19 protein-coding genes are annotated in these 21,711 nt (G+C 72.8%); 6 read left to right on the forward strand and 13 right to left on the reverse strand.

Annotated features, from left to right (window positions below):
- Positions 1–93: 93 nt before the first annotated feature.
- Together A3IC_RS0126475 and eccB are read right to left on the reverse strand one after the other, a co-directional pair.
- A complete protein-coding gene (locus A3IC_RS0126475) occupies positions 94–399 on the reverse strand; it encodes a WXG100 family type VII secretion target (RefSeq protein WP_020553087.1) in 306 nt (101 codons plus the stop codon).
- A gap of 286 nt (positions 400–685) precedes the next feature.
- Positions 686–2,164, reverse strand: a complete 1,479-nt coding sequence (eccB, locus tag A3IC_RS0126480; protein ID WP_020553088.1) for a type VII secretion protein EccB — start codon at positions 2,162–2,164, stop codon at positions 686–688.
- 258 nt (positions 2,165–2,422) lie between these two features.
- On the opposite strand from eccB, the gene eccE reads away from it, so the two are divergent.
- The 3 genes from eccE to A3IC_RS72650 all read left to right on the forward strand — a co-directional run bounded on the left by eccE (position 2,423) and on the right by A3IC_RS72650 (position 8,557).
- On the forward strand, positions 2,423–3,613 hold the full coding sequence (eccE, locus tag A3IC_RS0126485) for a type VII secretion protein EccE (protein ID WP_020553089.1): 1,191 nt from the start codon (positions 2,423–2,425) through the stop codon (positions 3,611–3,613).
- Positions 3,614–3,653: 40 nt separating this feature from the next.
- Positions 3,654–4,496 carry a hypothetical protein gene (locus A3IC_RS0126490; RefSeq protein WP_020553090.1) on the forward strand — a complete coding sequence of 281 codons (843 nt, stop codon included), beginning with the start codon at positions 3,654–3,656 and terminating at the stop codon, positions 4,494–4,496.
- A gap of 182 nt (positions 4,497–4,678) precedes the next feature.
- A complete protein-coding gene (locus A3IC_RS72650; protein WP_281174528.1) occupies positions 4,679–8,557 on the forward strand; it encodes a MinD/ParA family ATP-binding protein in 3,879 nt (1,292 codons plus the stop codon).
- A gap of 100 nt (positions 8,558–8,657) precedes the next feature.
- Here the strand turns inward: A3IC_RS72650 and A3IC_RS0126500 are convergent, their stop codons facing one another.
- The 9 genes from A3IC_RS0126500 to rimP form a co-directional block, all read right to left on the reverse strand.
- Positions 8,658–9,608, reverse strand: a complete 951-nt coding sequence (locus A3IC_RS0126500; protein WP_079026683.1) for a bifunctional riboflavin kinase/FAD synthetase — start codon at positions 9,606–9,608, stop codon at positions 8,658–8,660.
- A 121-nt stretch (positions 9,609–9,729) separates the two neighbouring features.
- On the reverse strand, positions 9,730–10,623 hold the full coding sequence (gene truB, locus A3IC_RS0126505) for a tRNA pseudouridine(55) synthase TruB (RefSeq protein WP_020553093.1): 894 nt from the start codon (positions 10,621–10,623) through the stop codon (positions 9,730–9,732).
- Positions 10,620–11,747, reverse strand: coding sequence for a DHH family phosphoesterase (locus A3IC_RS0126510; RefSeq protein WP_205354651.1), 1,128 nt, complete (start codon positions 11,745–11,747; stop codon positions 10,620–10,622). Before A3IC_RS0126510 ends, truB begins: the two co-directional genes overlap by 4 nt.
- Positions 11,744–12,238: a 30S ribosome-binding factor RbfA gene (rbfA, locus tag A3IC_RS56725; protein WP_020553095.1), complete on the reverse strand. Its 495-nt coding sequence runs from the start codon at positions 12,236–12,238 to the stop codon at positions 11,744–11,746. Before rbfA ends, A3IC_RS0126510 begins: the two co-directional genes overlap by 4 nt.
- Before the next feature lie 133 nt (positions 12,239–12,371).
- Positions 12,372–12,665, reverse strand: coding sequence for a DUF503 domain-containing protein (locus tag A3IC_RS0126520; RefSeq protein ID WP_020553096.1), 294 nt, complete (start codon positions 12,663–12,665; stop codon positions 12,372–12,374).
- 213 nt (positions 12,666–12,878) lie between these two features.
- Entirely contained in the window at positions 12,879–16,061 is a 3,183-nt protein-coding gene (gene infB, locus A3IC_RS65310) for a translation initiation factor IF-2 (protein WP_079026684.1), read from the reverse strand.
- Between the two features lie 98 nt (positions 16,062–16,159).
- A complete protein-coding gene (locus A3IC_RS65315) occupies positions 16,160–16,528 on the reverse strand; it encodes a YlxR family protein (protein WP_079026705.1) in 369 nt (122 codons plus the stop codon).
- Between the two features lie 8 nt (positions 16,529–16,536).
- Positions 16,537–17,559: a transcription termination factor NusA gene (gene nusA / locus A3IC_RS0126535; RefSeq protein ID WP_020553099.1), complete on the reverse strand. Its 1,023-nt coding sequence runs from the start codon at positions 17,557–17,559 to the stop codon at positions 16,537–16,539.
- 3 nt (positions 17,560–17,562) lie between these two features.
- Positions 17,563–18,132: a ribosome maturation factor RimP gene (rimP, locus tag A3IC_RS0126540; protein ID WP_020553100.1), complete on the reverse strand. Its 570-nt coding sequence runs from the start codon at positions 18,130–18,132 to the stop codon at positions 17,563–17,565.
- A gap of 221 nt (positions 18,133–18,353) precedes the next feature.
- Between rimP and A3IC_RS71375 the strand changes: the two genes are divergently transcribed.
- Genes A3IC_RS71375 through A3IC_RS0126555 form a run of 3 tightly spaced genes read left to right on the forward strand, consistent with a single transcriptional unit; the run spans position 18,354 to position 20,223 of the window.
- Complete coding sequence (locus tag A3IC_RS71375) at positions 18,354–18,827, forward strand: hypothetical protein (protein ID WP_020553101.1); 474 nt, start codon at positions 18,354–18,356, stop codon at positions 18,825–18,827.
- Positions 18,824–19,309 (forward strand): ferritin-like domain-containing protein, encoded by a 486-nt coding sequence (locus A3IC_RS71380; protein WP_020553102.1) that lies wholly within the window; start codon positions 18,824–18,826, stop codon positions 19,307–19,309. Before A3IC_RS71375 ends, A3IC_RS71380 begins: the two co-directional genes overlap by 4 nt.
- Positions 19,306–20,223 (forward strand): aminoglycoside phosphotransferase family protein, encoded by a 918-nt coding sequence (locus tag A3IC_RS0126555; protein ID WP_020553103.1) that lies wholly within the window; start codon positions 19,306–19,308, stop codon positions 20,221–20,223. Before A3IC_RS71380 ends, A3IC_RS0126555 begins: the two co-directional genes overlap by 4 nt.
- A gap of 27 nt (positions 20,224–20,250) precedes the next feature.
- Here A3IC_RS0126555 and A3IC_RS0126560 read toward each other — a convergent pair whose 3' ends face one another.
- Entirely contained in the window at positions 20,251–20,778 is a 528-nt protein-coding gene (locus A3IC_RS0126560) for a GNAT family N-acetyltransferase (RefSeq protein WP_052173814.1), read from the reverse strand.
- Between the two features lie 58 nt (positions 20,779–20,836).
- Positions 20,837–21,694 carry a GNAT family N-acetyltransferase gene (locus tag A3IC_RS0126565; RefSeq protein ID WP_020553105.1) on the reverse strand — a complete coding sequence of 286 codons (858 nt, stop codon included), beginning with the start codon at positions 21,692–21,694 and terminating at the stop codon, positions 20,837–20,839.
- Positions 21,695–21,711 lie beyond the last annotated feature (17 nt).

Genomic DNA, 21,711 nt, shown 5'->3' on the forward strand with positions numbered 1-21,711 from the left:
CCCCAGTGTCGGGTGACCGGCTTGCGACCGGGGCATCGCCCCGAGCAGTACGAGAGCGAGTACGACCTGCTGCGACCGCGAGGCGAACCTCGGTCAGAACATCAACTTCGAGATGTTGCCGGACACGGTCGTCTCGGTCTGGTCGTACGAGTTGGCGTTGTGGCCCATGGCCCCGGAAATGGCGTCCAGAGCGCGCTTGACACCGAGCGCCTTCTGTACGGCCTGTTCCTGCAGCGGGTCGAACTGGTTCCTGGCAGCGCCCTGCCACTGACCCTCGATCGCATCGACCTTGCGGTTCATCTCCTGGATGGCCGCTTCGAGGTCGGTCGCCACGCCCTGAACCTTCTTCGACAACTCCGCCAACATCTGCGGAGTGATCTTGAACGCTTCACCTGCCATGTTTCACCATCCCCCATGAGACAGACGTGCGCGAGGGAAGGCTCGTGTCACCCGTGTCGGGTGCCCCCGCACCAACGTCACCGTTGTGACGTCCTGGGAACTCTAACCGCAACCCGGGACGCCACCCAAGCGACGCCCTACTCATGGTTACGGAACCTTGACTCCGGCGATACCACCGCGGCCTTGTGCAATGCGCCGGTCTTCGGTCGTGCCTTCCGGTGCCTCGGGTCGAAAGTCGTCACCACTCACGACCCTTGCGACGCTACCCCAACTCGCGCACCCAGGCTCAGGAACCCTGTGGCTTCTTGGCATCGGCCGTGCTCAATTGCGGCCCTCTCGAGACCAGTTCGGACCACGCCCGGGGCAACGGCTTGACCTCCACGCCCTTGTAGCCCAGCCGCTGCTTCGCCTCGCTGTCCTGGTTCGGTCCGGCCGGCGCGCCGCCGGCCTGCGCCTCCTCCGGCACGCTGTAGCGCAGTCCCGAGTCGGCCACCAGGTACGTCGGACCACCCTCGTCGGGCGTCCCGGTCACCTCGCGATACAGCGCTCCCGCACCGGGCTTGACCCACACACCGCCCATACCGTCGACGAGTTGCTCCGGCGGCCGGGTACCGGCGGACTGCGTGGTCACCGGCTGGATGCCGCGCCACTCGCCGGAGAAGGTGTTGCACACCACGTTGCGCGGCAACTCCAGGTCGTTGCGCGTCATCCGGTTCATCGGCGTCGGCGGGATCTCCGGCCAGCCCTTGTCCGCGGCGAACGTACGGTCCTGCACCACGGCGCCGCCGAGCGTGCCGATGTTGACCGGGAAGGCGGTGGGCGTGGTGTTCCCGTACGCCTCCCTCGCCCTGGGGTTCGTGGTCAGCAGCACGGCGGTCAGCTCGCTGACCGGCATCACGCCCTCCTTGGTGACCACGTAGTTCTGCCGCTGGGCACTGCCCTCCGCGCGCAGCACGATGCCGACCTTGTTGTACTCCCCGGCCAGTGGCAGTTGGGTCGGCTTGCCGTAGTCGGCCGGCATCGGGTGGTCGATGGTGCCGCCGTCGATCAGCGTCGCCAGCCACGCGTCGCTGACCGGTTGCGCGGGTGCGCCGCCCAGGTTCAGCGCACCGATCACCGTGGGCGTCTCGGTCACGAAGCGCTTGCCCTGGTAGACGAGGTACTTGTGCTGGGCCCGGTCCTGCACGAACAGCGCCTCGCCCGGCCGCAGCGCACCGTCCGCGGGAGCCGCGCCGATGAACACGCTGCGCTGCGGCTCGCCGGCCGGGTCGGGCTTGCCGTCCTTGCCCAGGGCCGGCCGCTCGCACACGGTCCAGGACTTGCGCTCCTTGACCTCCTTGGCCGTCGGCAGCCGGTCCGGTGCGTTCGGGATGCCCAGCGGCGCGCCGTGGCTGACGCTGTTGAGCTGCTTCTCCGGGACCATGTTGACCTTGAACTTGCCCGGGTCCAACAGCAGTCGGCCGGAGGCGATGTTGAGCACCGGGTGCAGCTTGCCATCGAGGAAGACGTACCGGCTCGCCGAGTCGCGGCCCACGATCAGGCTGCTCTTGTCCTTCCAACCGGGCGGCGTCCCGGGCTTGATCAGCCCGACCACCCCGAACCCGACCAGCACCAGCATCGCGACCACGATGCTCGGCGTGACCATGCGCATCGGCTTGGGCGCGTTCTCCTCGCTGCCACCGCCCGGAGCCGGTTGCAGGAACGCGGCCACCATGCGGCGCCGCGCGAAGATGTACGCCTCAAGTTGCTCGCGGCGCGATGCCATCGTTCTCCCCGTGATCGACCGTGCGCTCCGGCTGAAGGTTCTACCACCGACGCGGCCACAGGGTCGCGGGCAAACCCCCGGCCCCGTACCGTACGGTGTGCCGCACCCGCCGTGACAGTCGGGCGACGGCATACGGGGACAAGTCGTGAGCATGGGGGATCTACAAACGTGGCCGCACCCACGCCGGTAGGGACGCATCGGCAGACCCGCCCACCCACACCCGACGGGACGTCACCACCGGCCCCGCAGCGCGCCGTCATGCGGGTGCACCCGCGCGCCGGCCGCATCGGCGGCGTCCTGGTGCAGCAGATCGTGCTGATCCAACTCGGGGTACTGCTGGTCGCGATCGGACTGGCCACGAATGTGGCGGCGTTGATCGGTCTCGGCGCCCTCGCGGTGCTGCTCGTGGGGCCCGCCCTGGTGCGGCTGCGCGGACGCTGGCTCGTGCAGTGGTTGCCGATCCTGTTCGACTTCCGCCGCCGGCACCGGATGCCGGCCGTCCCGGACGACGCGGATCCGGTCCTGGTCCCGGTTCTGGAGTGTGCGCCGCATTTGGTGACGAGTTCGGTCACCGACCGCGAGCGCCGCTCCATCGGACTGATCGGCGACGGCACCTTCCTCACCGCCGTGCTGTTGGTCACCTCGCGCGACGAGCCGCTGCGCCCCTCGCGCGCGCAACGACCGTTGCCGCTGCCCACGATCGTGAGCACGCTGGAGGTCGACGACGTGACGTTGGCCTCGGTCCAGGTGGTCCAGCACACCCAGCCGGCGCCGGCCACCCATCTGCCCGAGGAGGCGCTGGCCACCCGGTCGTATCGCCAACTCGTCGAGCAGGGACTGCACGACGTGCCGGCGCTGCGCCTGACCTGGATCGCGCTGCGCTTCGAGCCCGAACTGTGCGCGGGAGCGGTCGCCGCCCGCGGTGGCGGCGAGGAGGGGGCCCAGCGTGCCCTGCTGCGCGCGGTCAACCAACTGGCCGGCAACCTGACCGGCGCCGGTTTCGAGGCCCGCGCGCTGGAGGAGGCCGAGCTGATCCAGGCGCTCGCCACCTCGTGCAGCGTGAACCGCACCACCCGCCAGTACGGACGCGGCGGCCGGCGAACCACCGAGTCCAAGCGGGCATGGCGCTGCGACGACCGGTGGCACACCACCTACTGGGCCAACCGCTGGCCGCAGCTGACCCAGGGCCGCACCTCCGACCTGGTGGGCGCGCTGACCGCGACACCGGCGATCGCCACCACCTTCGCGCTGACCGCGACGCACGGCGTGGGCGGCACCACCGCGCTCACCACACACGTCCGGATCGCCGCCCGTTCCGGCAGCGAACTCGCGGACGTGACAAAGCAGTTGGAACGCCGAGCCCGAGCCGAGAAGATCGGCCTGACCCGGCTCGACTGGGAGCAGCAACCGGCCCTGCTGGCCACCCTGCCGCTCGGCGGCCTGTCGTGACGAACCGTCACAGGTGCACACGTACGGGGAGGATCGACCAGTGAGCACGACCAACGCCGGCCGGGGCCGACGCCGGGCCCCGAACGTGCGGAGCAACAACCGCAATCCGAACCCGCCGCCCGCCCCCACACCGAACCCCACGCCCGGCGCGGGTACTCCGGTGCCGCGGCCCTCGCGGCGCAAGGGCCTGGCCCGCCTGGTCGGACCCAGACACGAGCGGCACGTGCTGACCACCGCCCAATTGCCCGCCCTCGGCCTGCCGGTGGGCGACGACGGCGTGGTGATCGGCGTCGATCCCGAGCGCAACCCGGCGGTGCTCGGCCTGTTCCGGCCCGAGCCGTTGGACGTCGCGTTCGTCGGCGGCGCCTACGTGGTGCAGATCATCGCGCTGCGGGCCGCGGCGATCGGCGCGCGAGTCGCGATCGAGTCCGGTCGTCCGCAGTTGTGGTCCGCGATGGCCCAGGCCGCGGGCGGCGCCCAGCCGTGCGTGACGGTGCATCAGGTGGGCCGGCTCGGCCCGCAGGGCCCCACTGCCGGCAGTCCGGTCCTGGTCATCCGCGACTGCGGCGCACGTCCGCCGCGCAATCGGCTCGCGCCGGCCGCGTGGCAGACCACGCTGACCCTGCTGCCGTTCCTGGACCCGGCGCAGGCGCGGCAGCGGATCGGTGTGGGCGCGGGTCTGGTCGGCATCCAGCGGGTCTCCCCGATCGAGGCCCAGGCCGCCGCGTCGGTACTGTCCCTGCCCGGCGAGGACGAGGCCGCGTTGCCCACGCTCGCCGACGAACTGACCCTGTGGAGCACCAGGAAGTCGCGCAAGTACGTGCTGCTGACGCCCACTCGGGCCGAGGCCGACCTGCTCGGGTCGCCGCGGCGGATGGACTGACCGTGGTCGCCACACCGGCTCTGCGCGAACAGGTGGACGGACCGGCGACGGTCGCCGGCACCGCTGACTACGCTGTGAGGCTCGTGTAGGGGGCAGCCTCGACCCTGGTCGAGGTACGGCGGACGGCGCGGCGCCGTGTGATCCGAGCCGAGCCGCCTCCGGACGATCGGAAGGACCACACCGTGAGCAGCGAGCAGGACGGCGCGCACATCGAGCCGGGGGCCGACGAGGAAGAGGAGTGGTCGGGACCCGACTTCACCATGCCCTCGTGGTACACGCACCAGGACGGCGGCGCGCCCGCGCCACCACCGTCCGGGGTCGGCGCGCCCGCACCCCCTCGGCAGGGTGGGCAGGTGCCGGCGACGCCCCGGTACGGCAGTGAAGACGCGACGCTGGTGCCACCCGCGCGGACGCCCGACCCGCACGCACCGCTGCCGTACGGGGCCGACCCCGGCTCGGGTGGGCCCGCCGGTGCCGCCCCGGGCCCGTACGGATCCGGCGCGGGCACGCCCGGACCGGCATCGATGCCGCCGGCCCGCCCGGCGGACGCCCCGCCCGGCTACGGCGCCCCGGCGACCGAGCCACCCGCCGGCCCGCCTGCCGCGCACCAGCCTCCGCCCGAGCCCTACGGCGTCGATCACGCCGCATCGCATCCGGCCGACCCGCGACCTCCGTACGACACCGGCGCCCCCGCGCAGCCGAGCGCCCCGCCCGTCGGCGAACCGCACGGGTTCGGCGTGCCCTCGGGCGACGCGGGCGGTGTCGTGCCGCCTCGGTACACCTCACCCGAGCCCTCGGCACCGCTCCCGTACGGCACGCCCTCGGCCGAACAGCCCCCCACCGAACCGCCGGCCGGCCCGAACCCGGCCTTCACCCCGGGCGAGCAGACCATGGTCGTACCACCGTCCGTCGACCAGGGCCGTCCCACCGAGGACCCGGCCGGTCCGCCGCCCTTCACCCCCGGCGAGCCGACCGTGGTCGTGCCACCGGCGGTCGACCATGGCCGACCCGCCGCCGACCCGCGCGAGAGCGGGGCCGCCGGCGAACCCACCGCGCCGACCGCCGAGTCGGACCCCCGGGGCCCGGACCGAGCCGAGCAGGCCCCGCCCGCCACCCGGCCGGAGGACGCCGCTTCCGCCGAGCAGCCGCCGGCGGCTCCCGCTCCGCCGAACGACGCCGGCCCGGGGCTCGACGCCGAGCCGGCCGCACCCACCGATCCCGTCGGGGACGCCCGGCCCGCCGAGCAGCCGTCCGATGCGGCGCCCGCACCCGACGCGGTCGACCACGCGCCCCCGAACACGCCGTTCGATCCGAGCGACGTGCCCACCACACCCGCCGGCGGCACGCCGATCCCCGGCCTGTCCACCACCGGAGGGGCCCCCGAGGCACCCCACGCGGAGCCCGCCGAGGCGCCCGCCGACCCCGCGCCGCCACACGCGCCCGAGCCGCCGAGGTACGACACCCACCCGCCGTACCCGCCGGCCGCCGACGCGCAGCCGACACCCGAGCCGTACGACCCCACCCACCGCCCGTCCGGTGAACCGGCCGGACCGCCCGCCCCGCAGCCCGAGGTCCGCGCCGCCGCGCCGCAGCCTGCCGCCCCGGCCCCGCCGGCCGGCGCCCCGCAGCCCCCGGCCGACGACCGGCCGCACCCGCCGCACCCGCCGCAGGGCCCGGCCGCCCCCGCGGACCGGCAACCACCGCCCGCCGGCGGCTACCCGCCGTACGGGCAGCAGCCCGTCCCGCCGCAGGGCGGCCCGGCGCCGTACCCGCCGCAGCAGCAGGGCGGCACGCCCCCCGGCCCGGAGCAACTCGGGCAACAGCAGTACCCGGGCCAGGCCCAGGGTGCTCCGCTGCCCGACCCGGCGACCCGACTGATGGCACCGATCACCGACGACATGGCCCCGCCGCCCGGCGTCCCGCAGCAGGCTCCGCTGCCCGGCGCCGGGCAGCCCGCCGCGCCGACCGGCACCCCACCGCGTCCGACGACACCCCCGCAGGGCTCACCCGTGCCGCCTCCGGGCTGGTCCGGCACGGCTCCCGGCAACGGCGAGGCATGGGGCACCGGTGCCCCGCCGCCGACCGGACAACCGCTGCCGCCGCCCAGCGGCGAGCCGGTCGCGCCCCCGCAGCAGCCGCAACAGCGCGGTGAGCGCTCGTGGATGCGGCGCGCGTTCGGCGGGAACAACGAACCGGCCGGGCCGCCGGAGCAGCAGCCGGGCGGCCTGCCGCCGTACGCCCAGGCCCCCGGCCCGTACCAGCAGGCCCCGGACCCGTACCAGCAGGCCCCGGACCCGTACCGGCAGGGCACCCCGCCGCACGGCGCACCCGGCCCGCAGGCCCCCGCGCCCTATCCGCAGCCCGACCCCAACCAGGCGCACAACCCGTACGCCCAGGCCCCGCCCGCCGACGGCCGACCGGGGCAGGCGCCGTACGGCCAGGCCGGCCCGCAGCACCAGGAGCCGCCGTACGGTCAGGGCGCACCCTACGGCCGGCCCGACGCCGGTCACCCGCCGTACGCCCAGGGCACTCCGCCGCAGGGCGCACCGGCCCCACAGCCCAACCCGTACGGCCAACCGCCCGCCGGCCCCGACCAGCAGTCGCCGTACCACCCGGGCACGCCCCCGCACGGCGCCCCCGGCCCGCACGCGCAGCCGGTCCCGCAGCATCAGGCCCCGCAGCACCAAGCTCCGCAACATCAGGCCCCGCAGCCCGGGCAGCCCACGCCGACCGACCGCGCGCCCGAGCCGCCCAACCCGTACGCCGGCGCGCCCGACGCCGCACGGCCCTACGCCCCGGGCACCCCCGCGCAGGGCGGCCAACAACCGCAGGCTTGGTCCCCCGACGGCGGCGGCGCCCCCGCCCGAACCGTCGGCGGCGCGCCGCTCGGCTACACCGCGGCCGTCGAACTCACCAGCGACCGTCTGCTGCGCAAGCAACCGCAGCCGCGCCGGCAGACCCCGCGCTTCCGACTCGGCGGCAAGTCCGCCGACGCCCGCCGGGCCGAACGCCTGGAGCGGATCCGCACGCCCGTCCTGGGCTGCTACCGGATCGCGGTGATCAGCCTCAAGGGCGGCGTCGGCAAGACCACGACCACCACCGCGCTCGGCTCGACGCTGGCCACCGAGCGGCAGGACCGGGTGATCGCGATCGACGCCAACCCGGACGCCGGCACGCTCGGCCGCCGGGTCCGCCGGGAGACCGGCGCGACCATTCGCGACCTGGTCAACTCGATGGCCCACGTACACAGTTACATGGACATCCGGCGGTTCACCTCACAGTCCTCCAGCGGCCTGGAGATCCTGGCCAACGATGTGGACCCGGCGGTGTCGACGACGTTCAACGACGACGACTACCGCTCGGTGATCGACCTGTTGGGCAAGCAGTATCCGATCATCCTGACCGACTCGGGCACCGGCCTGCTCTACAGCGCGATGCGCGGAGTGCTGGACCTGGCTCACCAGTTGATCGTGATCAGCACGCCCAGCGTGGACGGCGCGACCAGCGCGAGCACCACGCTGGACTGGCTGGTCGCGCACGGCTACGCCGATCTGGTCGCGAACAGCATCACGGTGATCTCGGGTGTTCGGGAGACCGGCAAGATGGTCAAGACCGAGGACATCGTGGCCCACTTCGAGACCCGCTGCCGCGCGGTCGTGGTCGTCCCGTTCGACGAACACCTGTCGGCGGGCGCGGAGTTGGACCTGGACATGATGCGGCCCAAGACCCGCGAGGCGTACTTCGAGTTGGCCGCGCTGGTCGCCGAGGACTTCCACCGCACCCAGCCACCGGCCGATCAGCAGCAGTGGCAGCCGCAATACCAGCAGCAGCCCCAACAGCCCCAGCAGCAACAGCAGCAGCCCTACTACGGGCAGCCGCAGCAGGCCCAGCCGTACCCGACACAGCAGCCGTATCCCCAGCAACAGCAGCAGCAACCACAACAGCAACCCCACCAACAGCCGCACCCACAGCAGCCACAGCACCCGCACCAACCGCAGCCCCAGCAGCCGTACTACCAGCAGCCCCCGCCGGGCGACTGGCAACCACCGCGTCAGGGCTGACACGACGAAGGGCCGCCCCGGAAGAGATTCCGGGGCGGCCCTTCGCACATCCGTCGCCAAGCGACGAGACGGCGGCACCGCCGAGCGGTGCGGCGGCGGTTCAGCCCGTCGGGCCCAGGTCCGCCGCGTCGATCAGCTCACGCGCGCGCTTCACGTCGCGCGCCATGTGCTCCAGCAGGTCGTCGATCGAGTCGAAGCGCTCGGTCCCGCGCAGGTACTCCAGGAAGTCCACCGCGACGTGCATCCCATACAGGTCGAGGTCGGTCCGGTCCAGCGCGTACGCCTCGACCCGTCGCTCGGTGCCGTCGAAGGTCGGGTTGGTGCCGATCGAGATCGCCGCGGGCAGCCGTTCGCCCTCGATCACCAGCCAGCCCGCGTACACCCCGTCGGCCGGGATCGCCGTGTACGGGAGCACCTCCAGGTTGGCCGTCGGGTAGCCGAGTTCGCGGCCGCGCTGATCACCGCGCACCACCACGCCCTCGACCCGATGCGGCCGGCCGAGCAACTCGGCCGCACCCGCGACGTCGCCCTCGGCGACCCGGGCCCGGACCACGGTGGACGAGAAGGTCACCTCGCCGGAGACGAACAGCTCCGGCTCGACGACGGTGAAGTCGTTCGCCACGCCCAACTCCTCCAAGAGCGCGACGTTGCCCGTCGCCTTGTGGCCGAATCGGAAATTGCGCCCCTCGACCACCACGGCCGCGTGCAGCGTGTCCACCAGGACCTGCCGGACGAAGTCGACCGCGCTGAGCCGGGAGAATTCGAGCGTGAACGGCAGCACCAGCACCGCGTCCACCCCCAGGTCCGTCATCAGCTGCGCGCGCCGGTGGTGCGGCGTGAGCAGCGGCGGGTGGCTTCCCGGGCGGACCACCTCGCTCGGGTGCGGGTCGAACGTGACCACGACCACCGGCAGTCCGCGCTCGCGACCGATCTCGACCGCCCGGTCGATCGTCCGTTGGTGCCCGCGATGCACACCGTCATAGGACCCGATCGTGACGACGGAGCGTCCCCAATCGCTGGGGACGTCCTCCAAGCCCCGCCAACGCTGCACCGTAACCGCTCCTCGTTCTTCGTGACGTGTCGCGGGTCCAGCTTCCCATGCAGGCACCGTCGCTCGGTCCCGCCCCCGCCGTGGCGACCATCACCCCGGGCCGGCCGGGGCGCGCCCGCCCTCAGCCCACGAACACCGCGAGCGGGCGGGCCGCGCCCTCCCGGTTCTCCACCAGGGCGAGGAAGGTGCCGTCGGGGCCGAACACACCCACCGGCCCCTCGCTGTCGTCGGCCGGCAGCCGGCCGCCGTGCGAGACGGCGCGTGCCTGGTCCTCGGTGACCTCCCGACGCGGAAAGGCCGCCGTGGCCGCCTCGGCGATCGGCAGCACGCCGAAGGACTCCTCCAGCTCCTCCAGCGTGTGCGCCCGCTCCAGCGCGTACGGCCCCACCCGGGTGCGGCGCAGCGCGGTCAGATGGCCGCCGACCCCGAGGCCGGCGCCCAGATCGCGGGCCAGCGCCCGGATGTAGGTGCCGGACGAGCAGGTCACCCGCACGTCCAGGTCGATCGTCTCACCCTCGCGCCGGGTGGCGAGCACCTCGAACGCGGACACCGTGATCGGGCGGGCGGCGAGTTCGAACTCCTCGCCGTCGCGCACCCGCGAGTGCGAGCGCTTGCCGTCGATCTTGATCGCCGACACCTTCGAGGGCACCTGCATGATCGGGCCGGTCAGCTCGGCGATGCCCGCCGCGATCGAGGCGTCGTCCACGTGTGCGGCCGAGGTGGTCGCGGTGACCTCGCCCTCGGCGTCGTCGGTGATCGTGCTCTGCCCGAGCCGGATGGTCCCCGCGTACTCCTTCTCGGTGAGCGCGAGGTGGCCGAGCAGGCGGGTGGCCTTCTCGATGCCGATCACCAGGACGCCGGTGGCCATCGGGTCCAGCGTGCCGGCGTGGCCCACCCGGCGGGTGCCGGCGATCCGGCGCAGCCGGCCCACCACGTCGTGCGAGGTGAGCCCGGCCGGCTTGTCCACGATCACCAGACCGTCGGGCGGTGGGGGTCCTGCGTTGCGGCGCTTCACGCGTCGTCTCCCGGGGTTGCGTGCGCCGGAGCGACCGGCAGTAGTGCGTCGGCCAGGAGGTCCCGGAATCGGGCCACCACCTCGGCCGGTGGGTCGTATGCGGTGAATCCGGCCGCGAACGCGTGCCCGCCACCGCCGAAGGCGCCGCAGACGCGCCCGAGGTCCACCGCGCCCTTGGAGCGAGCGGACGCGCGCAGCGCACCGTCGTCGTCCTCCTTGAGCACCAGCGCGACCTCGGCCTCGCCACTCTTGCGGACCACGTCGATCACGCCCTCGATCTCGTCCAGCCGGATCCCGTGCGCGGCGCGTTCGGCACGGGTGATCACGGTGGACACCAGGCCCAGGCCACCCGCCGCGCCCGCGTCCAGCTCGGCGCCCGCCAGGGCACCGGCGAGCACCTTGAGGTAGCCGAACCGGCAGGTGTCCCAGATCGCCCGCTGGATCAGGTCGTGCCGTATCCCGGTGGCCATCAGCCGAGCCGCGAAGGTGTGCGTCTCGGGCGTGGTCCCCACGTACTTGAACGAGCCGGTGTCGGTGACCAGGCCGGTATACAGCGCGGTCGCGATGTCGGCGGTCAGCGTCGCGCCGAGCCGGGTGATCAACTCGTCGGCGAGCACCGCGGTCGCGGGCGCCTCGACGTCGATCAGGTGATGCGTGCCGAAGCGGGTGTTGGAGGCGTGGTGGTCGACCACCAAAAGCGTGCGGGCCGCCTTGGCCTTGGCCTCCAGCAGGCCCAGCCGAGCCGAGCCCGCCGCGTCGAAGACGGCGACCAGCTCCGGCTCCTCGGGCACCTCGGTGTGCGCCACGAGCAGGTCCTGGCCGGGCAGGAACTCCAGCGAGGACGGCACCACGAGGGGGTCGTCGCCGTAGGAGACCCGGACCGGGCGGCCCAACTCGCGCAGCGCCAGCCCGACGGCGAGCGCCGAACCGAGCGCGTCGCCGTCCGGGCTGACGTGGGCCAGCAGGGTGATGTCGCCGGCCGTCAGGAGCAGGCGTACCGCCTCGTCCCAATCGGCCGCACCCGGCGCGGTCGGCGGCGCCGTTCTCACGCCGAAGTCGCCGGTCCGCGGTTTCGCTCCCGCGGTCGGGCCGGGCTCGCGGTCCGCCGCCACGCCTGGTGTCAAGGTCGGTCGCCCTCCTGTGTATCCGCCTTGGTCTCCGCCTCCGACTCGTCGTCGGAGTCGTCGGAGTCGCCCACGGCCGGGGTCCGATAGGGGTCCGCGTCACCGGCATAGCCGGCGCCCGCGGCGGTTGAGCGTACCGCCGCATCGGCCTGCTGTGCCCGAGCGAGCAGATCGTCGATGAGTTTGGCGTTGTCCGGAAGGGCGTCGGCGATGAACGTCAGCGACGGCGTGTGTCGCACGCCGGTCTGGCGGCCCACCTCACTGCGGAGCACGCCCTTGGCGCTCTCCAGCGCGGCGGCGGTCGCCGCACGCTCGGTCTCGTCGCCGTAGACCGTGTAGAACACGGTCGCCTCACGGAGGTCACCGGTCACTCGTGCGGCGGTGATCGTCACGAACCCCAGACGCGGGTCCTTGATCCGGCGCTCCAAGGTCTCCGCGACCACAACCTGGATACGGTCCGCGAGTTTGCGCGCCCGCGCGGTGTCGGCCACTGATCCTCCTGCGATTGCTCGGCATTTCGGCGGGATCCCCCGCGCCCGGGATCACCGGACGCGGGGCCGCTCTCGTTGCTTGTTCTGTTCGGCTGCTCGCCCGACCGCTCGTTCGACGGCGGTCCGACGATCGTCAGTCGTCCTCTCCGTACACCCTGCGGCGTGCGGAGAGCAGTTCCAACTCGGGCCGGCCGGCGACCAGCCGCTCACAGCTGTCCAACACCTCGGCGCATCGCTCGACATTCGCGGAGACCACCGCGATGCCGATCACGCTGCGCCGATGCAAATCCTGATGCTCGACCTCGGCGGCGGCAACGGCATTCTTGCGCTGAAGGTCCGCCAGGATGGGGCGGATCAAAGATCGTTTTTCCTTCAACGAGTGCACATCGCCGAACAGCACATCGAGGCTGATGGTTCCCACAAACATAGGCGACGGGCCTGGCCGGCCCGGGAGGCCTCGGGTCGGGGCCGCTGGGGCCACCGACGAAAGAACCGGGCTCACACGTCGCGGCCCGGGGTACCACTGGTCACGCTGGTCCGCTCGTACCGCCGGTGGTACTGCGACACGCCGGATCCGCCCGGTGGGTACCGGGCGGATCCGTCGTATCGATCAGCGGTTCGATCGGTTCGACCTACCGGGTCAGCCTCGCGGCTTCTCCCGCATCTCGAACGTCTCGATGACGTCCTCGACCTTGATGTCGTTGAACGAACCGAGGTTGATACCGCACTCGAAGCCCTCGCGGACCTCGGTGACGTCGTCCTTCTCGCGGCGCAGGCCCTCGACGTTGAGGTTGTCGGCGACGACCGCCCCCTGCCGGATGATCCGCGCCTTGGTGTTGCGCTTGATCGTCCCGCCGGTGACCATGCAGCCCGCGATGTTGCCGAGCTTGGAGGAGCGGAACACCGCGCGGATCTGCGCCGTGCCCAGCTGGACCTCTTCGTACTCGGGCTTGAGCATGCCCTTGAGCGCGGCTTCGATCTCCTCGATGGCCTGGTAGATCACCGAGTAGAAGCGAATGTCGACGCCCTCGCGGTCCGCCATCGTCCGCGCCCGACCCTCCGGCCGGACGTTGAAGCCGATGATGATCGCGTCCGAGGCCATCGCCAGGTTGACGTTGGACTCGGTGATCGCACCGACACCGCGGTCGATGATCCGCAGCTCGACCTCGTCGCCGACATCCAGGTTGAGCAGCGCGTCTTCCAACGCCTCCACCGAACCGGAGCCGTCACCCTTGAGGATGAGGTTGAGCTGCTGCATCTCGCCGGCCTTGAGGGCCTTGTCCAGGTCCTCGAGCGAGACGCGCTTCGAACGGCGGGCCAGGGTCGCGTTGCGCTCCCGGGCCGCCCGCTTCTCGGCGATCTGGCGCGCGGTGCGCTCCTCCTCGACCACGAGGAAGTTGTCACCCGCACCCGGCACCGAGGTCAGACCGAGCACCATGACCGGACGGGACGGCGCGGCCTCGGTGAGGTTGTTGCCGTTCTCGTCGATCATCGCGCGGACTCGGCCGTACGCCTCGCCGACCACGATCGCGTCGCCGATGCGCAGCGTGCCGCGCTGGACCAGGACGGTCGCGACGGGGCCGCGACCCTTGTCGAGGTGACCCTCGATCGCGATGCCCTGGGCTTCCTGGTGCGGGTTGGCGGTGAGCTCCAGAGCCGCGTCCGCGGTCAGGACGACCGCTTCCAGCAGCTCGTCGATGCCCAGGCCCTGCTTCGCCGAGATGTCGACGAACATCGTGTCGCCGCCGTACTCCTCGGCCACGAGCCCGTACTCGGTGAGCTGGCCACGAACCTTGGTCGGGTCCGCGCCTTCCTTGTCGATCTTGTTGACCGCGACGACGATCGGCACGCCGGCCGCCTGCGCGTGGTTGAGCGCCTCGATCGTCTGCGGCTTCACGCCGTCGTCCGCCGCGACCACGAGAATCGCGATGTCCGTCGACTTGGCACCGCGGGCACGCATGGCGGTGAACGCCTCGTGACCGGGGGTGTCGATCAGGGTGATCTTGCGGTCGACGTCGTTGACCGTGGTCGCGACCTGGTAGGCACCGATGTGCTGGGTGATGCCACCGGCCTCGCCCGCGATCACGTTCGTCTTGCGGATCGCGTCGAGCAGGCGGGTCTTGCCGTGGTCGACGTGACCCATGACGGTGACGACCGGCGGACGCGCCTCGAGGTCTTCCTCGTCGCCCTCGTCCTCGCCCCATTCGAGGTCGAAGGACTCGAGCAGCTCGCGGTCCTCCTCCTCCGGGGAGACGATCTGGATCACGAAGTCGAGCTCGGCCCCGAGCGTCTGCAGCTCGTCGTCGCTCACCGACTGGGTCGCGGTGAGCATCGAGCCCAGGTTGAACATGATCTGGACGAGTGCTGCGGGGTTCGCGTTGATCTTCTCCGCGAAGTCGGTGAGCGAGGCACCGCGCGACATCCGGACGACTCGCCCGTTGCCGCGAGGAGCCATCACGCCACCGGCGGACGGAGCCTGCATGTTGTCGAACTCTTGACGACGCTGACGCTTCGACTTGCGCGCGCGGCCCGGACGCCCACCGGGACGACCGAACGCGCCCTGCGTGCCGCCGCGACCACCGGGGCCACCGCGACCGCCGCCGCCGGGACGACCGGCGAAGCCGCCGCCGCCACCGGGACGACCCGGAGCGCCGCCGCCACCACCGGGACGGGGACCGCCGAAGCCGCCACCGCCGCCGCCGGGACGACCGCCACCGCCGCCGGCACCCGCCGGACGACCGCCGCCGCCACCGGGACCGCCGGGACGACCGGGCGCACCGCCGGGACGACCGGGACCACCCGGGCCACGAGCGGGCGCCGGACGGTTGGGCATCATGCCCGGGTTGGGACGCGGGCCACCGGGGCCTGCGCTACCACCGGGACGGGGACCCGCGGGACCACCCGAACCACCCGGACGCGGGCCACCGGCCGCAGGACCCTGCGGACGCGGCGGCATGCCACCGGGAGTGGGGCGACCGGCGCCGCCGGCGGCCTGCGGCCGCGGCATGCCGGTGCTGCCCGAGGTGAAGGGGTTGTTGCCCGGACGCGGGCCGGCGGGACGGGTGCCACCCGGACGGGGCGCACCGCCCTGACCGGGGCCCGACGGACGCGCGCCACCGGCGGACGGAGCGCCACCGGTACGCGGACCGGAGGGACGCTCGCCACGCTCGGGACGATCGCCGCGCTCGGGACGGCCACCGGGGCCGCCCTGACCGGCACCGGCCGGACGCGGGCCCGGACGGTTGCCCGCACCGGGACCCGAGGAGGCGGCCGCCGGACGGTCCGAACGCGGACCGCGCTCGGCCGGACCACGGTCGCTCTGGCCACGCTCGGCCGGACCGCGGTCGCCCGGACGCGCTGCCGGGCGCGGGCCCGGAGCCGGCGCGCCGGCCGGACGCGGACCCGACTGGGCCGCGGGACGCTCCGCCTGACGCGGGGCGGCCGGAGCCGCCTCGGCGGCCGGTGCGGCCGGCACCACGGGCGGAGCGGTGCTGCCCTGGGGGGCCGGGCGCGGCGCCGGGCGCGGGCCCGGAGTCGGCGCACCCGCCGGGCGCGGGCCCGGAGCGGGGGCAGGACGCGCCGCGGCGCCCTGCGGGGAACTGGGGGTGGCGCCCTGCGGCGCGCCCGAGGGCGCGGGACGCTGGGGCCGGCGGGCGGGCCCGCCTTCCGTCTTGAGTGCTTCCGTCAGTTTGCGAACAACCGGCGCCTCGATCGTCGAGGACGCCGAACGAACGAACTCACCGAGTTCTTGGAGCTTGGCCATGACGACCTTGCTCTCGACTCCGAACTCCTTGGCGAGTTCGTATACCCGGACCTTTGCCACGTCGCTCCTTCTGGTCCGGGGTTGGTCGTCCGCCGGACCGTCACTACCGCATGTCTGTACTCATCGCGTACTCATCGAGTGCTCATCGCAATCTCGACCTACTTCCGACTCGCGAGGTACTGCTTCGCTGGACCTGTCCGACCGACCTCTGACAACCCATCACCGCTCAAGTAAGCACGCAGTGGTGCCGAGTCCAGCGGCCCCGGCACGCGCAAAGCCCGAACGAACGCCTTGCGACGCTCCGCCTGGGCCAGGCACTCCGGATCGGGGTGCAAATGCGCGCCCCGTCCGAGCATTCGGCCGCGGGGGTCGGGGACACAACTGCCCTCCACCGCCACGACCCGCAATAGGTCGGCCTTGGCCGCACGCTGCCGACAACCTACGCACGTTCGGCACGGAGAGGCAGTGATTTCCTGCTTTTCCGACCTCGTACGAGGGCATGCTCGGGCACGCCTGCGACCAGACATGTTCAAGTCTACCGCTCCTCACCGCGACCTGGTTCGGTCGGCCGTCCCCGGTCGTCCGATTCACCGGTCTCGGTGTCCGGCCGGATGTCGATGCGCCATCCGGTCAATCGCGCGGCAAGTCGGGCATTCTGCCCCTCCTTGCCGATCGCCAGCGAGAGCTGGTAGTCGGGCACCGTCACCCGGGCGGAGCGCGCGGCGAGGTCCACGACCTCGACCTTGCTCACCCGCGCCGGCGACAGCGCGTTGGCCACCATCCGCGCGGGATCGTCCGACCAGTCGACGATGTCGATCTTCTCGCCGTTCAACTCGGCCATGACGGCACGCACGCGCGCCCCCATCGGCCCGATGCACGCGCCCTTGGGGTTGAGCCCCGCGCGCGTGGAGTAGACGGCGATCTTGGAGCGGTGGCCGGCCTCACGGGCGATCGCGGCGATCTCGACGCTGCCGTCGGCGATCTCCGGGACCTCCAGCGCGAACAGCTTCCGCACCAGGTTGGGGTGGGTGCGCGAGAGCGTGATGGACGGCCCCTTGGGCCCACGCCGCACCTGTACGACATAGCAACGCAGGCGCATGCCGTGCGCGTACCGCTCGCCCGGTACCTGCTCCTGGGGCGGCAGGATCGCCTCGATGCGACCCAGGTCCACCAGGACGTTGCGGTTGTCCTTGCCCTGCTGGACCACGCCCGCGACGATCTCGCCCTCACGGCCGGCGAACTCGCCGAACGTGATCTCCTCCTCGGCGTCGCGCAGCCGCTGCAGGATCACCTGCTTGGCGGTGGTCGCCGCGATCCGGCCGAAGTCGTCCGGGGTGTCGTCGAATTCGCGAACGCGCTGCCCGGCCTCGTCGGTCTCGGTGGCCCACACGGTGACGTGACCGGTGGAGCGGTCCAGTTCCACGCGCGCCTTGGGCAGGCTGCCCTCGGTGCGGTGGTATGCGATCAACAGGGCCGATTCGATGGCCTCGACCAGGAGGTCGAACTTGATCTCTTTTTCGCGCTCAAGCCCGCGCAGGGCGCTCATGTCGATGTCCACGTCCTACGCCTCCTCGTCCATGGTGTCGTCGTTGTCGGAGTCGATGTCCTCGACCTCGGTGTCCTCGGTGTCCTCGGTGTCCTCGGTGTCCTCGGCGGTGACCGCCGGGTCCGCGCTCTTGCGGTTGAACTCGACCTGCACGACCGCCTTGGCCATCTCGTCGTACCCCAGCCGGCGCGGTTTGCCCTCGACGTCCAGCTCCACGCCCTCGGCGTCGCTCGCGCCGATCCGGCCGGTCACGGTGGTGCCGTCGTGCAGTTGCACCTGGACCAGCCGATCCGCCGCGCGGCGCCAGTGGCGCTCCAGCGTCAGCGGGCGGTCCACGCCCGGGGTGGTGACTTCCAACTGATAGGGCAGGCTGCCCAGTACGTCGCTCGGGTCCAGCACGTCCGAGACGGCCCGGCTGACCTCGGCGACCTTGTCCAGGTCGACGCCGCCGTCGGCGGCCACCATCACGCGCAACACCCGGCGCTTGCCGGCGGGGGTGAGGGAGAGGTCCTCCAGATCCACGCCCACCGCCGATACCACCGGCTCCAGCATCTCCCGCAGCCGGTCCAACGTGGTGGTGCTCATCCGGGTGACTCCTCGGCTGCGTGTGCTGTTGTCTCAGGTGCGTCGACCGCCGGGGCGGGTCGTGGAAGGACAACAGTATCCGGTCCGGAGCCGATCTCGCGCACGTCCGCCCGGCGTACGCCCGATGTGCGCAGAGGTCCGCACGCTCGCATATGCGGTAGCGTCCGACACGGCCAGAGGCCGGCAACGGACATCACGGACGAGGGTCAGGAGCGGGACGCATGCGCGACGCGGGGCCGACGCGACGGGCCGTCCTCGGCACCGTGGCCGCAGCGACCATCGCCGCCACGATCGCCGGTTGCGACGATGGTGGCGAAGGCTCGGACCAGGGGCGGCGCAGGGCGGACGACGCGGCGCGGCAGCGGGCCCACGCGGCGACCGGGGCGCTGCTCGCGCGCTACGACGCGGTCGCCGCGCGACACGCCCCGTTGGCCGAACGGATCCGGCCGCTGTCGGTCGAACTGCGTCAACACCTGACCGCCTTCGCCAAGGGCGCGTCGCACTCCGCGCCGCCCGCGGGCACCGCGCCGGAGGACGCCGGCGCCGCGGGCACCACGATCGCCGACTGGGCGCAGCAGGCCTCCGACGAACGGCTGACCGGACTGGACGCGGTCTCCCCCGAACTCGCCCGCACCCTGGCCGCCACCGCCGCGTGCCTGGCGGGTCACGCCCAACTGCTTCGGAGCACATCGTGAGCACGCCGCGGTCGACCCCGTCCGGGTCCGCCACCCCCGAGGTCAAGGCACTGCGCGACGCGCTGGACGCGGAGCACGCGGCCGTCTACGGCTACGGCGTGGCCGGCGGCCGATTGACCGGTGCCGCGCGCACCCAGGCCCGCACCGCGCTGGACGCCCACCGGGCCCGCCGGGACACCATCGCGCGACTGATCACCGATCGGGGCGCGGTCGCGCAGCCTGCGGCGCCCGCGTACACGATCCCGTTCCCGGTGGCCACGCCCGCCGACGCGACCCGGCTCGCGGTGTACCTGGAGGACGGGGTCACGCTGCATCTGGGCGGGTTGGTGGCCGCGACCGGGGCGCCGTTGCGCAACGAGGCGGCGGGCTGGTTGCGCGAGAGCGCCGTCTGGGCGGTGCGTTGGCGGGGTGCGAGCACCGCGTTCCCGGGGCTGCCCGCGTCCGGCGACCCCGCGACGCCGACGACCGGGGGCCGCACGTGAGCGATCGGGTCGAAATCCCGGAGCGATTGACCCGGACCGCACTGCGGTGGTGCGGCGAGGAGGTGGCCCGCCCGTGGCTGGCGGGGCTGCCGGACGCGGTCGCCGAGTACGCGCGGCGCTGGCGACTGACCGTGGAGCGGGCCATCATCCCCGGCGGCGCGCTCAGCCTGACCTTCCTGGTCAAACGCGCGGACGGCACGCCGGCCACGCTCAAGCTCGGCCTGATCGACCGCTACACCGCGCACGAGGCGAGCGCGCTCGCGCTGTGGGACGGCGTCGGGGCGGTTCGCCTGCTCGACGCGGATGCCGCGCACGGCGCGCTGTTGCTGGAGCGGCTCCAGCCGGACGTGTCGCTGCGTTCGCTGGCCGAGGATCGGGCGATGCTGGAGGCCGCCGAGGTGGTCCGCAAGTTGTGGGTGACCCCGCCCGCGGACTGCGCGATCGAGCCGGTCGCGGATCGGGCCGAACACTGGGGCGAATCGATCCCGCGCCGCTACGCGGACCTGGCCGGCCCGTGTCCCCGGGCACTGGTCGAGGAAGCCGTGGCGCTGTGCCGCGAGTTGGCCGCGTCGCAGCCGGAGGTCGTGGTCCTGCACACCGACTTCCATCACGGCAACGTGCTGGCCGCCGAGCGGGCGAAGTGGCTGGCCATCGACCCGCGCCCGATGCTCGGCGAACGGGCCTTCGACCTGGGCGCGCTGGTGCGGGACCGGATGGCCACGGTGGTCGCCGAGCCGCGCCCGCAGGCGCTGGTGCGGCGGCGGGTGAACTGGCTGGCGAACGCGTTGGACCTGGACGCCGAGCGGGTGCGCGGTTGGGCGCTGGTGCAGGCGCTGGCGCTGGGCCTGTGGTGCATGTCGGTCGAGGATCCGGCGGGCGAGGACCTGTTGTCCGTCGCGGAGTGGCTGTCCTGATTCGCGGGATGCGGGTGGCTCACCGCATCACGTGAACGGCAGGATCGCGCCCATCACCGCGTAGGGGCGGTCGTTGCCCGGGAACAGCACCGGGCGGGCCAGGTCCCGAAAGCCCAGTCCGTGGTACAGCCGGCGGGCCGGCGTCGGTTCGTCGATCGCGGACAGCAGGATGTGCGATCGGTCCTGCCCCCGGCACAGCAGGGTGATCAGGGTGCGTCCGATGCCGTGTCCCTGCCAGCGCGGCAGCACGTGCAGTTCGCCGACCACGAACGACTCCTCCAGCCAGGCCCGGTGTCCGGCCCGGGCCAGGTGCGGTTCGATCACCAGGCTCCACCACTGATCGGTGAGGTTGGGATAGCCGTAGCCGAATCCGACCAGTCGACCACCGGTGTCGAACGCGCCCAGCGAGCGCACTCCGGCGAAGGTCGCGTGCCGCCGCATTATCCGCTGCCGCACCGCGATCTCCTCGTCGGCCAAACCGAACGCGCCGGCCTGGACGTCCACCGCCTCGTCCGCGTACTCGGCGAGATCGACGACCCGGCACGTCCACTCCATCAGCACACGCACTCCCTCGGGTCGGGTCGTCGCCGCTGTCCGGACACCACGGGCCGGATCAGAACAACACGCTCATGAAGGCCCCGGTCTCGGCGAAGCCGACCCGCCGGTACGCCGCGCGCGCGGGGCCGTTGTAGCTGTTCACGTACAGGCTGGCGATCGGGGCCACCTCGCTCAGCGCGTGGCGCAGTACGGCCGCCATGCCGATCTCGGACAGGCCCTCGCCGCGCCGCTCCGGCGCCACCCACACGCCCTGGATCTGGCACGCGTGCCGGGTGACCGCGCCGATCTCCGCCTTGAACACCACCCGGCCGTCCTCGATCCGGGCGAACGCACGCCCGCCCGCGATGAGTTCGGCCACTCTGGCGCGGTACAGGGTGCCGCCGTCGCCGATCAGCGGCGAGACGCCGACCTCCTCGGTGAACATCGCCACACACGCGGGCATCACCAGATCGAGCTCGTCCGGACGCACCCGGCGGACCAGCGGATCCGGGGCCACCTCGCGCGAGGGTTGGTCGGCGACCATGAGCGGCTGCACCGGCCGGACGTCGCGGGCGGGTCCCCACACGGGTTCGAGCAGGCGCCACAGGTCGGCGGCGGCCTGGGCCGGACCGACGATCGACGAGCAGCGCCGGCCCTGGCGGCGGGCCCGCTCGGCGAACGAGCGTATGGCGTCCGGTCCGGCCTCGACCGGAACCAGGTTCGCGCCCGCGTAGCACAGCGACGTGAGCCGACCGCTCTCGTAGTAGCCCCACAGTTCGCCGCCCAGTCGCCACGGATCGACGCCGGCGAGTCGGACCCGGGACGCGACGAAGACGTTCGTGACGGGGTCACGGTCGAGCAGCGCCTGGACGGCGGACAGGTCGGTCCCGTCCAGGACTTTGGTGGAAACCGAGCTCAGCACGTGCCTCACCATGCCATCAGGCGGACCTT

The organism is Embleya scabrispora DSM 41855 (assembly GCF_000372745.1).
Lineage (GTDB): Bacteria > Actinomycetota > Actinomycetes > Streptomycetales > Streptomycetaceae > Embleya > Embleya scabrispora.